The sequence below is a fragment of the Streptomyces sp. NPDC029139 genome (assembly GCF_055564335.1).
Window position 1 is genome coordinate 509,823 of record NZ_JBVHWN010000002.1, and the last position, 14,096, is coordinate 523,918.

Here is a 14,096-nt window from a genome sequence, read left to right on the forward strand (position 1 = left end):
CTGCTGACTTCACTGTCGCAAGATGTTGCCGAAATTGACAGCAACTGTTTTCAGCCGTGACCGTACGAGTGCCCCGACCCCGGGTCAACCCTTCGGACCCCTCGATGCAGGGAGTTACGCAAGGAGTTGCGGGGAGAAGCCGGCCGGCGGCTGGGCCGTGGACCCCCGCACGACCAGCTCCGGCTGGAAGACGAACTCCGTGCGCTGCACGGGGTTCCCCTCGACCTCTTCCAGGAGCGCCCCGACCGCGGCCGTCGCCATCGCCTGCACCGGCTGGCGCACGGTGGAGAGCGGCGGATTCGTGAAGGCGATCAGGGGTGAGTCGTCGAAGCCGACGACCGACACGTCACGGGGCACGTCGAGGCCCCGGGCACGAACCGCGCGGATCGCGCCGAGCGCCATCAGGTCGGAGCCGCAGACGATGCCGGTGCAGCCCTGGTCGAGCAGGATGTCGGCCGCCGCGTGCCCGCCCTCGACACCGAACAGCGTGGGGCGGACGTACCGTTCGGCCTCCGCCCGCTCGATCCCGAGCAGGTGGTGCAGCTCGGCCGCGAAGCCCTCCGCCTTGCGGCGCGAGGGGACGTAACGGGTCGGTCCGATCGCCAGACCGATCCGCTCGTGGCCCAGCTCGACCAGGTGCCGTACGGCCATCCGGGCCGCCGCCCGGTCGTCGGGCGAGACGAAGTTGGCGTCGATGCGCTCGTTGAAGCCGTTGATCAGGACGAACGGAACGCCCCGCGCGGCGAGCCGGACGTAGCGTTCGGGGTCGGCGGCGGCGTCCGCGTGCAGTCCGGAGAGGAAGATGATGCCGGTGACCCCGCGCTCCTCCAGCTGCTCGACCAGTTCGTCCTCGGTGGCGCCGCCGGGCATCTGGGTGCAGAGCACCGGGGTGTAGCCGTGCCCCGCCAGGACCTGTTCGATGACCTGGGCGAAGGCGGGGAAGATCGGATTGGTCAGTTCGGGCACGACGAGGCCGACGAGGCCCGCGCTGCGCCGTCTGAGCCGTACGGGACGCTCGTAACCCAGCACGTCGAGCGCGGCCAGGACCCGGTGCCGGGTCGCGCCGGCCACGCCCGCCTTGCCGTTGAGCACACGGCTGACGGTGGCCTCGCTGACCCCCGACTGGGCCGCGATGTCCGCGAGCCGCGGGGCGCCGTTGCCGGCGCCCCGCGGCAGGGGAATCGTCACACCGCCCACCAGACGGTGGTGTCGGCGGGCAGCTCCACGACGCCCTCCCCGTGGGAGACGGGCTCGTTGGAGAGGAGGAACCGGCCGGGCAGCGGGACGGAGATGGCCCGGCCGGTGGTGTTGGCGGTGCAGACGAAGCCGTCGCGGCGGAAGGAGAGCACACCCTCGGGCGCCTCCAGCCACTCGATGTCCTCGCCCGCTCCGAGTTCGGGACGCTCACGCCGTACGGCGAGCGCGCTGCGGTAGAGCTCCAGCGTGGAGCCGGGGTCGCCCGCCTGGGCCTCGACGCTGAGCGCGCCCCAGGTGGCGGGCTGCGGCAGCCAGCTGCCGCCGCTGCCGAAGCCGTACGAGCTGCCCTCGACCGTCCACGGGATGGGCACCCGGCAGCCGTCGCGGAAACCGTCCTGGCCGGTGGCCCGGAAGAACGACGGGTCCTGGCGGACCTCGTCGGGCAGGTCCGTGACGTCCGGCAGGCCGAGCTCCTCGCCCTGGTAGACGTACGCGGAGCCGGGCAGCGCCAGCATCAGCAGCGTCGCGGCCCGGGCCCGGCGCAGGCCCAGCTCACGGTCGCCGGGGGTGCGCAGCTGGGTGCCGAGGCCCGCCGGGTTGGCGAAGCGGGTGGCGTGCCGGGTGACGTCGTGGTTGGAGAGGACCCAGGTCGTCGGGGCGCCGACCGGGCGCATCGCGGCGAGCGAGGCGTCGATGACCCGGCGCAGCTCCGCCGCGTCCCAGTGGGTGCCCAGGTACTGGAAGTTGAACGCCTGGTGCATCTCGTCGGGGCGCACGTAGTTCGCGGTGCGCTCGACGGTCGGGGTCCACGCCTCGGCGACGAGTATGCGCTCGCCGTCGTACTCGCTGAGCACCTGCCGCCAGGAGCGGTAGATCTCGTGGACGCCGTCCTGGTCGAAGAAGGGCATGACGTCGTTGCCGAGCAGCTTGAGCTGGTCGTGGGCGCCGATGTCGGGCAGGCCCTCGGCCTTGACCAGGCCGTGGGCGACGTCGACGCGGAAGCCGTCGACGCCCATGTCGAGCCAGAAGCGCAGGATCGAGCGGAACTCGTCGCGCACGGCGGGGTGGTCCCAGTTGAAGTCGGGCTGCTCGGGCGCGAAGAGGTGCAGGTACCACTCGCCGTCCTCGGTGCGGGTCCACGCCGGCCCGCCGAAAATGGACTCCCAGTCGTTGGGCGGCAGTTCGCCGTTCTCCCCCTTGCCCGGGCGGAAGTGGTAGCGCTCGCGCAGCGGGGAGCCGGGGCCCTCGCGCAGCGCGCGCTGGAACCACTCGTGCTGGTCGGAGGAGTGGTTGGGCACCAGGTCGACGATGATCCGCAGGTCCAGCTCGTGCGCCTCGCGGATGAGCACGTCGGCGTCGAGGAGGTTGCCGAACATCGGGTCGATGGCCCGGTAGTCGGCGACGTCGTAACCGGCGTCGGCCTGCGGGGAGGCGTAGAACGGGCTGAGCCAGACGGCGTCGACGCCGAGTTCCTTCAGGTACGGCAGCCGGCCGCGGATGCCCTCCAGGTCCCCCATGCCGTCGCCGTTTCCGTCGGCGAAGCTGCGGGGGTAGACCTGGTAGATCACCGCGTCTCTCCACCAGCCCGTGTGCGTGCCGGTGGTCGGGGCGGCGGCGGCGGGGGCAGCGAGGTGCTGGGTCATGTCTTCCTTGGAGGTAAGGAGGTACGTAGAAGGGGGATGCGCGGGGCTCAGCCCTTGACGGCGCCGGCGGACATGCCGGTCACCAGGTGCCGCTGGGCGAAGAGGAACACCAGCGCGGCCGGGACGGCGATGAGGACGGAGGCCGCCGACATCGGGCCCCACTGGGCGCCGTACTGGTTGACGAACTTCTGCAGACCGCCGGCCAGCGTGAGGTTCTCGTCGCCGACCATGAAGGCGGAGGCGTAGGCGACCTCGCCCCAGGCAGTGATGAAGGAGTAGAACGCGGTCACCGCGAGGCCGGGCTTGGCGAGCGGCAGGATCAGCCGCCAGAAGGTGCCGAACGGGTTGAGCCCGTCGACCTGGCCCGACTCGTCGATCTCGCGCGGGATGGTGTCGAAGAAGCCCTTCATCATCCAGGCGCAGAAGGGGACGGCGATGGTGAGGTACGTGATGACCAGACCGGCCGCCCTGTTCAGCAGTCCGAGCGTCGCCATGATGTTGTAGATCGGCACGATCAGGACGGCGACCGGGAACATCTGGGTGACCAGCAGCGTCCACATCAGTCCGCGCTTGCCGGGGAAGCGGAAGCGGCTGACGGCGTAGCCGGTGGTGGAGGCGACGAAGACGCCGAGGAGCGTGGTGAGGCCCGCGATGAGCAGCGAGTTGCCGAACCATGCGAGGAACTCGGTGTTCTCCAGCAGGTCGGTGTAGTTCGCGAGCGTCGTCTCCTTGAAGAAGTCGGTCGTGGTCGCGTACTTCGCCGGCTTCAGCGAGGTGAGCAGGACCCACAGCACCGGGAAGACGGCGATCACGGAGGCGACGATCAGGGTGGTGTGCAGCCCGATCGAGGCGAGCGGCGAGCGGCGGCCGCGCCGGGGGGCGTTGGTCGCGGTGGTCTGTGCGGTGGTCACCAGACTTCTCCCTGCTTGCGGAGCACTCGCCGGTAGACCGCGGCGAAGAGCATCAGGAGGATCAGGATGAGGACGCCCCAGGTGGACGACTGGGCGAAGTCACGGGGGCTGATCTCGAAGGAGAACTTGTACGCCTGGGTGACCAGGATCTGGGTGGCCTCGCCGGGTCCGCCGCGGGTGAGCAGGAAGATCACCGGGAACATGTTGAAGGTCCAGATGGTGCTCAGCAGGATCACGGTGGTGGACACCGAGCGCAGTCCGGGAAGCGTGATGTTGCGGAAGCGCTGCCAGGCGTTCGCGCCGTCCATCTCGGCGGCCTCGTAGAGCTCGCCGGGGATGGACTGCAGGCCGCCGAGGAGGGCGACCATCATGAACGGCACGCCGAGCCAGACGTTGACGGCGATGACCGAGAACTTGGCCCAGGTGGGGTCGTTGAGCCACGGCACGGCGTCGATGCCGCCGCCGGCGAGGATCTGGTTGAGCATGCCGCGCCGCTCGTCGTACAGGAAGCGCCAGGCGAAGACCGAGACGAAGCCGGGCACGGCCCAGGGCAGGATCAGCATCATCCGGTAGAAGGAACGACCGGCGATCTTGCGGTTGAGGATGTTGGCGAGGCCGAGGCCGAGGCCGAAGGTGACGGAGACACAGCACACCGTCCACACCAGCGTCCAGCCGAGGGTGCTGAAGAACTGTCCCCCGTTGAGGGCCTCGACGTAGTTGTCCAGGCCGACGAACTCGTAGGTCGCGGGGATCTCGTTGACGCCGATGCTCCGCGCGACGTTGCGCTCGTTGGCGTCGGTGAGCGACAGGTAGATCCCGCGTACCAGCGGGTACCCGATGATGACGCCGATCACGATCACCACCGGAGCGACCATCGCCCAGGCGTACCAGTGTGTGGAGAGGGAACGGCGCACCTTTCCCCCGGGGGTGCCAGTACCACGGTGCCGGCCGCGGGCGTCGTCGCCCGCGGCCTTCACCGCCGACTGGCTGCTGGTGTCCACAGCCATCAGCCGGCCTGCCTTCCTTGTTACTTCCAGTCCTTCAGGAGCTTGCGGTAGGCGTCACCCGTCGCCTTGGCGCCCTGCTCCGGGGTGGCCTGGTTGGTGAGGACCTTGGTGTACTCGGTCTGCAGCGGAGCGAAGAGGCTGCCGCCCTCGGGGATCCAGGGGCGCTCGACGGCCTTCTCGACGACCGGCTTGAAGAAGCTGATCATCTCGTTGCTCGCGACGTCCGGCTTGATGTAGACGGACTCGCGGGTCGGGAGCAGGCTGAGCTCCTTGGCGGCGGTGGTCTGCGCCTCGACGGAGGTCATGTACTCGACGAAGGCGTAGGAGGCGTCCAGGTTCTTGGAGCCCGCGTACACGGCGAGGTTGTGGCCGCCCTGCGGGGCGCCCTGGCCGGCGGAGCCGGCGGGGACCGGCGCGATGCCGAGGTTCGCCTTGTCGGCGAACTCCTTGCCCGCGAGGGTGTCGGCGACGGCCCACGGGCCGTTGATCATCATCGCGACCTTGCCGTCCTTGAAGGCGGCCTGCATGTTGTCCCAGCCGTTGGTCGCGTCGGTGATCGCGGCCTTCGAGTCGACCAGGTCCTTCACGGTGGAGAAGGCCTTGACGCCGGCGGCGTCGTCGATGGTGATCTTCTTCTGCTCGGCGTTGACCATGTCGCCGCCCTCGCCGTACAGGAAGGAGAGGAACCAGTAGGCGTCGTCGCCGCGCAGGTAGAGACCGGTCTTGCCGGTCTTCTCCTTGATCTTGGCGGCGACGGTCTTCAGCTCGGCGACGGTCTTGGGCGCCTCGACACCGGCCTCCTTGAAGATCTTCTTGTTGTAGAAGATGCCCATGGAGTCGATGACCTGCGGCACGCCGTAGGTCTTGCCGTTGTACTTGGTGGAGGCGGACGCCTGCTTGAGGAAGTCCTTGTCGTCCTTCAGCGCGGCCGTGCCGTCCAGCGGCGCGAGGTAGCCGAGGTTGGCGAAGTCCGGGGTCCAGGCGACCTCGGAGCGGATGACGTCCGGGGCGCCGCTGCCCGACTGGGCGGCGTTCTTGAACTTGTTCTGCGCCTCACCGAACGGCACGTTGACGTACTTGACGGTGACCTTCGGGTGCTTCTTGGTGAATCCCTCGGCCAGCTTCTTGAAGACCTTGTCCTCGCTGCCGACGCTCGACGTGTCCCACCAGGTCACGGTGCCGGAGAGCTCGCCCGAGCTCTTCTGCCCGCCGCCGTTGGAACCGTCGCTTCCGCACGCTGCCAGGGTCACGCCCAGGGCCGCGACCAGCGCGGTGGCCGCTATGCCACGCCGCATGTGAACTCCTTCAACTGATCCCGGGGGGACGAGGGGCTGGAACCTGCCTCATGCGACCGCTCCCTCGCGGCGCGCCGGGTTGCCAGGAACGTAACAGGGATGAAAACGAGCCGAAAGAGCTTGCGAGAACTTTCTGCAAGGAGCGGCGATCGTTACATCGGCGTGTCCTGAAGGTTGCCGACGAGTCGCTTGACAGCAGGCCGGGCGCCCTCCTCAGGCCCTCTTGCGGCCCGCCGACGGTCCTGCAAACCTTTGCATCATCTCTTGCAGGACCGTTTCACGGCCGCTCCGACCTCGTTGTCAGTACGACGCCCACCACCCGGAACACGCGAGAGGGACACCGCACATGGCCCATGAGCTCACCTCACCGTCGCTGTCGGACTCCGCAAGCTCTTGCGCAAGCGCCCCCCGCACCGGCTGGTGGCGGGACGCCGTGATCTACCAGGTGTACGTCCGCTCCTTCGCGGACAGCGACGGCGACGGGATCGGGGACCTGCGTGGCGCACGCGAGCGGCTGCCGCACATCGCGGACCTGGGCGCGGACGCGGTCTGGCTGACGCCCTTCTACGCCTCCCCGCAGGCCGACGGCGGCTACGACGTGGCGGACTACCGGGCCGTGGACCCGGTCTTCGGGGACCTCGCGGACGCCGACGACCTGGTGCGCGCGGCGCACGCGCTGGGCCTGAAGGTCATCGTGGACATCGTCCCGAACCACACCTCGGAGCGGCACCCCTGGTTCGAGGCGGCGCTCGCCGGGATCGGGCGGGACCGGTACGTCTTCCGCCCGGGGCGCGGCGCGGACGGCGCGCAGCCCCCCAACGATTGGGAGTCCGTCTTCGGCGGCCCGGCGTGGACGAGGGTGCCGGACGGATCCTGGTACCTGCACCTCTTCGCGCCCGAGCAGCCGGACCTGAACTGGGAGCACGAGGAGGTCCGTGCCGAGTTCGAGTCCGTACTCCGGTTCTGGCTCGATCTGGGGGTGGACGGCTTCCGGATCGACGTGGCCCACGGCATGGTCAAGGCGGACGGTCTGCCGGACATCGGGCACGGACAGCAGGCGAAGCTGATCGGCACCCAGCGGCTGCCGTTCTTCGACCAGGACGGCGTGCACGAGATCCACCGCGGCTGGCGCCGGCTCCTGGAGTCGTACGGCCCCGACCGCATCGGGGTGGCCGAGGCGTGGGCCCCCACGCCGGAGCGGCTCGCCCTGTACGTGCGCCCCGACGAGCTGCACCAGGCGTTCAACTTCCAGTTCCTGAACTGTCCCTGGAACGCGACCGCGCTGCGGTCGGTCGTCGACGCCTCGCTGCGCGCGACGGCCTCGGTGGGGGCTCCGACGACATGGGTGCTCTCCAACCACGACGTGGTGCGGCACACCACGCGGTACGGGAGCCTGGAACGCGCCCGGGCGGCGGCGCTGCTGATGCTGGCGCTGCCCGGCTCGGCGTACGTCTACCAGGGCGAGGAGCTGGGCCTGCCGGAGGTCACGGAGCTGCCGGACGCGCTCCGCCAGGACCCGGCGTTCTGGCGGGGCGACGGCCAGGACGGGCTGCGCGACGGCTGCCGCGTCCCGCTGCCCTGGACCGCCGACGGTCCCTCGTACGGCTTCGGCCCGGCCGGCGCGTGGCTGCCGCAGCCCCCGGAGTGGTCGGCCCTGAGCGTGGCGGCCCAGACCGGTGACCCCGCCTCCACGCTGGAGCTCTACCGCACGGCTCTGCGTGTCCGCCGGGACCATCCGGCCCTGGGCGCGGGCGAGGCGGTCGAGTGGCTGGACGCCCCGGAGGGGGTCCTGGCCTTCCGCCGCCGCGCGGAGGCGGGCGACGTGCTGGTCGCCCTGAACACGACGGGCGCCGACGTGACCGTGGACCTGCCGGTCACGGGCGCGCCGCTCCTGAGCAGCGAGCCGGGGGCGAGCGCGGGGGCGGGGGCGCCGGCGGCCGTCCTCGCGCACGCCGCGCGCGAGGAGGGACGCGGGGCGGACCCCGCGCCGGCCGACGCGTCCGGTCCCGATGTCTCCGGCTCGGACGCGTCCGGTCCCGGGGCCGCCGGGGCGCCGGTGCACGGACCCCACGGCAGCGAGGCCGCCGGGGTCGTACTGCCCTCGCCCGCCGGGGAGTTCGACCCTCAGGCCCCCGGCGCCGGCACCGCGCCGGGCGTCCGGCTTCCCGCCGACTCCTGCGTTTGGTGGGCAATCTGACGTGCGACCGGTACAGTCCAATCCCATGACCGCGCGGCTTGCCGACATCGCAGCCCAGGCGGGGGTCAGTGAAGCCACAGTCAGCCGCGTGCTCAACGGCAAGCCCGGTGTGGCCGCGGCCACCCGTGAATCCGTGCTTGCCGCACTCGACGTCCTCGGGTACGAGCGGCCCGTACGGCTGCGCCAGCGCAGTGCCGGGCTGGTCGGGCTGATAACCCCCGAACTGGACAACCCGATCTTCCCCGCGCTCGCGCAGGTCATCGGGCAGGCCCTGACACGCCAGGGCTACACCCCCGTCCTCGCCACCCAGACCCCCGGCGGGTCCACCGAGGACGAACTCACCGACATGCTGGTCGAGCGGGGCGTCTCCGGGATCATCTTCGTCTCCGGGCTGCACGCCGACACCACCGCCGACATGACGCGCTACGACCAGCTGCGCGGCAAGGGCGTCCCGTACGTCCTCATCAACGGCTTCTCCCCCAAGGTGCAGGCCCCCTTCGTCTCGCCCGACGACCGGGCCGCGATGCAGCTGGCCGTGACGCACCTGGCCGCGCTCGGGCACACCCGGATCGGGCTCGCGGTGGGGCCGAAGCGGTTCGTGCCGGTCCTGCGCAAGATCGAGGGTTTCCGGCGGGGCATGCAGGAGCGGCTCGGGCTCTCCCCCGAGGAGTCCGAGGAGCTGATCCAGCACTCGCTGTACACCCTGGAGGGCGGACAGGCCGCCGCCGGTGCCCTCATCTCCGCCGGCTGCACGGCCGTCGTCTGCGCGAGCGACATGATGGCACTCGGTGCCATCCGGGCCGCCCGCCAGCAGGGGCTCCAGGTTCCCCGGGACGTCTCCGTCGTCGGTTTCGACGACTCGCCCCTCATAGCCTTCACCGACCCGCCGCTCACCACCATCCGCCAGCCCGTGCAGGCGATGGGGCAGGCCGCGGTCCGGGCGCTGCTCGAGGAGATCGGGGGGACGCCGGCCCCGCACAGCGAGTTCGTCTTCATGCCCGAGCTGGTGGTTCGCGGTTCAACCGCTTCCGCCCCGCATCAGGGAAACCACTGACACCGGAGTCCTCCTCGAGGGGGACCGAGTGCGCCCCGTACCCGTCCGGGGGATGATCGGACGAGGGGCATCGATCTGGCAGACTCTCCTCCTATGGGTGAAGCGACCGTGAAGAGTTTGGAAGGCCGGACGGCGGCCACCCCGTCACCCATGCAGAACGGTGACGGAGTGCGGGCCCGCCTGCGCGCTCCGCGCCGTCCCAGGATCTGGTTCGAGATCCTGCTGATCGGCGTCAGCTACTGGACGTACTCGCTCATCCGCAACGCGGTACCGGAGCAGAAGGCCCAGGCGCTGAGGAACGCCGACTGGATCTGGGACGCCGAGAAGTCCCTCGGGCTGGCCTTCGAGCAGACCGTCAACCATGCCGTGAACTCGGTGACATGGCTGATCGTGTCGATGAACTACTACTACGCCACCCTGCACTTCATCGTGACCATCGGTGTGCTCGTGTGGCTCTACCGGTGGCAGCCCGGCCGGTACGCCGCGGCCCGTACGGTCCTGTTCGCCACGACCGGTGTGGCGCTGGTCGGTTACTACCTGTATCCGCTCGCGCCGCCTCGGCTCATGAACGGCCAGAGCTTCGTCGACACGGTCCTGGTGCACCACACCTGGGGCTCGATGGCCTCGGGCGACCTCAAGCACATGTCGAACCAGTACGCGGCGATGCCGTCGATGCACATCGGCTGGTCGCTCTGGTGCGGCGTGATCATCTTCGTACTGGCCTCGGCGCCCTGGGCGCGCATCCTCGGTCTGCTCTACCCGGCCGCGACCCTGGTCGTGATCGTGGCCACCGCCAACCACTTCTGGCTGGACGCGGTGGGCGGCATGATCTGCCTGGCCTTCGGCTTCACCGTCTCCTACCTCTGGTACGGCTCGCTGCCGCAGGGCCGGCCCGCGCTGGTGGAACCGGCCGCGCCGGTGGCCCGGGGCGGCCCGGGGAAGGCCGGTCCGCCCCTGGAGCCGGAGGCGGACCGCGAGCACACCGGGCCGAAGGTCACGTCCGGTACGTGATCCGGCCACCGGCCGTCGTGAGGCGAACCGGTGCCTGCTCGGTCTCGTCGGCGGGCGCCGTCACGGCGCCGACCGTGAAGGCGGTCAGATCCGCCCGGCACCCGGGGCGATCCGTCCCGCGCTCCTCTCCTCCCCCGCGGCGACCGCCGCGTGCGTGGTCATGCCCTCCAGCGCCATGAGTCCGTTCAGACCCGGGCGCGCGGAGGCGGCGCCGCGCGGCGCCCGGGCGGTGGCCAGGACCTGACGGGCGTCGTGGTGGGCGATGGGCCAGTCGGAGCCGAGGGCGAGATACGCGCCCGCGTCGCGCAGGTCACGGCAGCGCCAGGCGCGGGCCGCCCGCTCGTCCCCGATCCGCTGCGGGCGGTCGGGCCCGCGCGGGCGGACGCGGCCTTCGACCTGGCGCTGGAGGCGTTCCTCGCGCACTGCCGGGGGACGCTGGAGGGCCCGGAGGCCGCGTGAGGTCCGCGGGGGCGTGGGGTCCCGCGGGTCTACGCCCCGGAGAAGTCCCGCGGTGGCCGCGCGCCTTACGCCCCGTAGAAGAGGTCCTCGACGACCGCCCGGGCGCGGCGCGTGATGCGCCGGTAGTCGTCGACCATCTCGCCGACGTGCCCCGGGCCGTAGCCCAGGTACCGCCCGACGGCCGCCAGCTCGCGGCCGTCCGAGGGGAAGGTGTCCCCCGGGCGCCCGCGCACCAGCATCACCCCGTTGCGCACGCGCGTCGCCAGGACCCACGCCTCGTCCAGGATCTGCGCCTCGTCCGTGGGGATGAGCCCCGCCGCCTGGGCGGCGGCGAGGGCCTCCCGGGTGCGCGTGGTGCGCAGGCCCGGCTCGGCCCAGCCGTGCCGCATCTGGAACAGCTGGACCGTCCACTCGACATCGCTCAGCCCGCCCCGCCCGAGCTTGGCGTGGAGCGTCGGGTCCGCGCCGCGCGGCAGCCGCTCGGTCTCCATCCGGGCCTTGAGTCGCCGGATCTCGCGCACCGCGTCCTCGCCGAGCCCCTCGGCCGGATAGCGCAGCGGGTCGATCAGTTCGATGAAGCGCCGTCCCAGCTCCGGGTCGCCGGCCATGGGGACGGCGCGCAGCAGGGCCTGGCTCTCCCACACCAGCGACCAGCGGCGGTAGTACGCCTCGTACGACTTGAGCGTACGGACCATGGGGCCGCTCTTGCCCTCGGGGCGAAGGTCCGCGTCGATGAGCAGGGGCGGGTCGGCCGTGGGGACCTGGAGGAGCCGGCGCATCTCGGTGACCACCTGGTTCGCGGCCCGGGCGGCCTCCTGCTCGCCGACCCCCTCACGCGGTTCGTGCACGAACAGGACGTCGGCGTCGGAGCCGTAGCCGAGCTCCTCCCCGCCGAAACGGCCCATGCCGATGACCGCGAACCGCGTCGGCAGCGTGTCACCCCACCCCTCGCGCACGGCGGCGCGCAGCGCGCCCGCGATCGTCGCCGCGGTGAGGCCGGTGAGGGCCGGGCCGACCTGGTCGACCAGAGCGCCGGGATCGGCCTCCCTGGGGCTGTCCTCCGTGCCGTACGAGCCGATGAGATCGGCCGCCGCGGTACGGAACAGCTCCCGGCGCCGTACGCCACGGGCCGCCGCGACCCCCTGCTCGGCGCCGTCGGCGCGGCCGACCGCCGCGAGGGTCTCCTGCTCCAGGTGGTCGCGTCCGCGCGGGCGCAGCCCCTCCGGGTCACCGAGGATCGCCACCGCCTCCGGAGCGCGCAGCAGCAGGTCCGGGGCGAGCCGTCCGGCGGAGAGCACCCGGGCGAGGTTCTCGGCGGCGGCGCCCTCGTCGCGCAGCAGCCGCAGGTACCAGGGCGTCTTGCCCAGCGCGTCGGAGACCTTGCGGAACCCCAGGAGCCCGGCGTCGGGGTCGGCGGAGTCCGCGAACCAGCCGAGCAGGACCGGCAGCAGCGTCCGCTGGATCGCGGCCTTGCGGGTGACGCCGGAGGAGAGCGCCTCCAGATGGCGCAGGGCGGCGACGGGATCGGCGTACCCGAGCGCTTCGAGGCGCTGGCCCGCGGCCTTCGGGCTGAGCCGGGTCTCGCCCGGGGTGAGCTGCGCGACGGCGTCGAGCAGCGGCCGGTAGAAGAGCTTCTCGTGCAGCCGGCGGACGACCGAGGCGTGCCGCTTCCACTTCTTGTTCAGCTCGGCGACCGGGTCGGTGCGCAGGCCGAGCGAGCGGCCGAGGCGGCGCAGGTCGCTCTCGCCCTCGGGAACGAGGTGGGTGCGGCGCAGCCGGTAGAGCTGGATGCGGTGTTCCATCGCGCGCAGGAAGCGGTACGCCTCGTCGAGCTGGGCCGCGTCCGCGCGGCCGACATAGCCGCCGGCGGCCAGTGCCGCGAGGGCGTCCAGGGTGGTGCCGCTGTGCAGCGTGGCGTCTCCCCGGCCGTGCACCAGCTGGAGGAGCTGGACGGCGAACTCGACGTCCCTGAGGCCCCCGGGACCGAGCTTCAGCTCGCGCTCGACCTGGGCGGCCGGGATGTTGTCGACGACCCTGCGGCGCATCTTCTGCACGTCGGGAACGAAGTTCTCGCGCTCGGCGGCCTGCCAGACCAGGGGTGAGACGGCGTCGATGTACTCGGCGCCGAGCTCCGGGTCGCCCGCCACCGCCCGTGCCTTGAGCAGGGCCTGGAACTCCCAGGTCTTGGCCCAGCGCTGGTAGTAGGCGAGGTGGCTCGACAGGGTCCGTACCAGGGGGCCGTTGCGTCCCTCGGGGCGGAGGTTGGCGTCGACGGGCCAGATGGTGCCCTCGACGGTCGTCTCGGAGCAGATCCGCATGAGGTGGGAGGCGAGCCGGGTCGCGGCCTGCATCGCCTTGCCCTCGTCCGCTCCCTCGGCGGGCTCCGCGACGAAGATCACGTCCACGTCGGAGACGTAGTTCAGCTCGTGGCCGCCGCACTTGCCCATGGCGATGACGGCGAGCCGGCAGTGGGCCGCGTCGGCGGGTGCCGCGGTACGGGCGAGGGCGAGGGCGGCGCGCAGCGTCGCGGTGGCGAGGTCGGCCAGCTCGGCGGCTGTCTGGGCGACGTCGGCGGTGCCGCAGACGTCGCGGGCCGCGATGGCGAGGAGGCAGCGGCGGTAGGCGACGCGCAGGGAGATCGGGTCGGTGACCTCGGCGAGGCCCTGCTCGAACTCGGCGACCCCGGGGTTCAGGTCGGCGGCCTCGTAGGTGACCAGGGCCTGCCAGTCCCTGGGGTGCTTGGCCAGGTGGTCGGCGAGCGCCTCGGAGGCGCCGAGCACACCGAGCAGCCGGTCCCGGAAGGGCTTGGCCGAGAGCAGCGTGCTGGTGAGGGTCTGCCGCTCCTCGTCGGGCTGCGCCTCGACGAGTCGCACCAGTCCGCGCAGGGCCAGATCGGGGTCGGCGGTCGCGCCGAGCGCGTCGAGGAGCACGGAGTCGTCGCGCAGCACGGCCAGCTCGGGAACGCCCAACAGCCGCTCGGCGCCGGACGGGTCGGTGAACCCGTGCCGCAGCAGCCGAGTGAAGGTACTGCCCCTGCGCCCCGGCACCGTCATTCCGCCGCTCCTTCGTACCCGTCCACCCGTCCACCGGTCCGGGCGTCCACCGGCCCCAGGTCCGCACTCGAGCCTATCCGGAGCGCGTGACGCGGTCGCCTCAGGGAGCAGAAGTCGCGAACTAGGACATAACTACCCTCTCTGCGCCTTCGTTTCGCAGAGGATCACAGGTGATGTCTCGCACATTCCTTACTATTCGCCGGCGATGAACCGTACTCCTTGAAAGTCCGTCTTCCTGCCCGAAGTCCTGCCGAAGCCCGCTCGTCCTC

General features: G+C 71.4%; 9 protein-coding genes and 1 pseudogene. 3 read left to right on the forward strand and 7 right to left on the reverse strand.

Translation table 11 applies throughout. From position 1 onward, the window contains the following. Positions 1-114 precede the first annotated feature (114 nt). Genes ACZ4VW_RS06430 through ACZ4VW_RS06450 form a run of 5 tightly spaced genes read right to left on the reverse strand, consistent with a single transcriptional unit; the run spans position 115 to position 6,053 of the window. Positions 115-1,197, reverse strand: coding sequence for a LacI family DNA-binding transcriptional regulator (locus ACZ4VW_RS06430; RefSeq protein ID WP_467959018.1), 1,083 nt, complete (start codon positions 1,195-1,197; stop codon positions 115-117). Beyond that, entirely contained in the window at positions 1,185-2,840 is a 1,656-nt protein-coding gene (locus tag ACZ4VW_RS06435) for a glycoside hydrolase family 13 protein (protein ID WP_467959020.1), read from the reverse strand. Before ACZ4VW_RS06435 ends, ACZ4VW_RS06430 begins: the two co-directional genes overlap by 13 nt. Positions 2,841-2,887: 47 nt before the next feature. Next, entirely contained in the window at positions 2,888-3,754 is an 867-nt protein-coding gene (locus ACZ4VW_RS06440) for a sugar ABC transporter permease (protein ID WP_384517121.1), read from the reverse strand. Continuing rightward, positions 3,748-4,758, reverse strand: coding sequence for a carbohydrate ABC transporter permease (locus tag ACZ4VW_RS06445; protein ID WP_467959022.1), 1,011 nt, complete (start codon positions 4,756-4,758; stop codon positions 3,748-3,750). Before ACZ4VW_RS06445 ends, ACZ4VW_RS06440 begins: the two co-directional genes overlap by 7 nt. Before the next feature lie 20 nt (positions 4,759-4,778). After that, a complete protein-coding gene (locus ACZ4VW_RS06450; RefSeq protein WP_467959024.1) occupies positions 4,779-6,053 on the reverse strand; it encodes an extracellular solute-binding protein in 1,275 nt (424 codons plus the stop codon). A gap of 346 nt (positions 6,054-6,399) precedes the next feature. Here ACZ4VW_RS06450 and ACZ4VW_RS06455 point away from each other — a divergent pair, with 346 nt between their 5' ends. The 3 genes from ACZ4VW_RS06455 (at position 6,400) to ACZ4VW_RS06465 (ending at position 10,315) form a co-directional block, all read left to right on the forward strand. After that, positions 6,400-8,250: a glycoside hydrolase family 13 protein gene (locus ACZ4VW_RS06455; protein ID WP_467959027.1), complete on the forward strand. Its 1,851-nt coding sequence runs from the start codon at positions 6,400-6,402 to the stop codon at positions 8,248-8,250. 25 nt (positions 8,251-8,275) lie between these two features. After that, positions 8,276-9,304, forward strand: coding sequence for a LacI family DNA-binding transcriptional regulator (locus tag ACZ4VW_RS06460; RefSeq protein WP_467959029.1), 1,029 nt, complete (start codon positions 8,276-8,278; stop codon positions 9,302-9,304). A 93-nt stretch (positions 9,305-9,397) separates the two neighbouring features. Beyond that, the gene (locus ACZ4VW_RS06465; RefSeq protein WP_467959031.1) at positions 9,398-10,315 is read left to right on the forward strand and encodes a phosphatase PAP2 family protein; all 918 of its coding nucleotides are present in this window, start codon (positions 9,398-9,400) and stop codon (positions 10,313-10,315) included. On the opposite strand, the pseudogene ACZ4VW_RS06470 reads toward ACZ4VW_RS06465, so the two are convergent. Together ACZ4VW_RS06470 and ACZ4VW_RS06475 are read right to left on the reverse strand one after the other, a co-directional pair. Beyond that, positions 10,299-10,672: pseudogene (locus tag ACZ4VW_RS06470) on the reverse strand (amidohydrolase family protein); the annotation flags it as partial. The gene ACZ4VW_RS06465 and the pseudogene ACZ4VW_RS06470 overlap by 17 nt on opposite strands. 167 nt (positions 10,673-10,839) lie before the next feature. Continuing rightward, positions 10,840-13,827: a bifunctional [glutamine synthetase] adenylyltransferase/[glutamine synthetase]-adenylyl-L-tyrosine phosphorylase gene (locus tag ACZ4VW_RS06475; protein ID WP_467959033.1), complete on the reverse strand. Its 2,988-nt coding sequence runs from the start codon at positions 13,825-13,827 to the stop codon at positions 10,840-10,842. Positions 13,828-14,096: the final 269 nt, after the last annotated feature.

Bases quoted from the DNA above. Each gene is read 5' to 3' on its own strand.
- ACZ4VW_RS06435 (WP_467959020.1), bottom strand. From the start codon at position 2,840: ATGACCCAGCACCTCGCTGCCCCCGCCGCCGCCGCCCCGACCACCGGC.
- ACZ4VW_RS06445 (WP_467959022.1), bottom strand. From the start codon at position 4,758: ATGGCTGTGGACACCAGCAGCCAGTCGGCGGTGAAGGCCGCGGGCGAC.
- ACZ4VW_RS06450 (WP_467959024.1), bottom strand. From the start codon at position 6,053: ATGCGGCGTGGCATAGCGGCCACCGCGCTGGTCGCGGCCCTGGGCGTG.
- ACZ4VW_RS06455 (WP_467959027.1), top strand. From the start codon at position 6,400: ATGGCCCATGAGCTCACCTCACCGTCGCTGTCGGACTCCGCAAGCTCT.
- ACZ4VW_RS06460 (WP_467959029.1), top strand. From the start codon at position 8,276: ATGACCGCGCGGCTTGCCGACATCGCAGCCCAGGCGGGGGTCAGTGAA.
- ACZ4VW_RS06465 (WP_467959031.1), top strand. From the start codon at position 9,398: ATGGGTGAAGCGACCGTGAAGAGTTTGGAAGGCCGGACGGCGGCCACC.
- ACZ4VW_RS06475 (WP_467959033.1), bottom strand. From the start codon at position 13,827: ATGACGGTGCCGGGGCGCAGGGGCAGTACCTTCACTCGGCTGCTGCGG.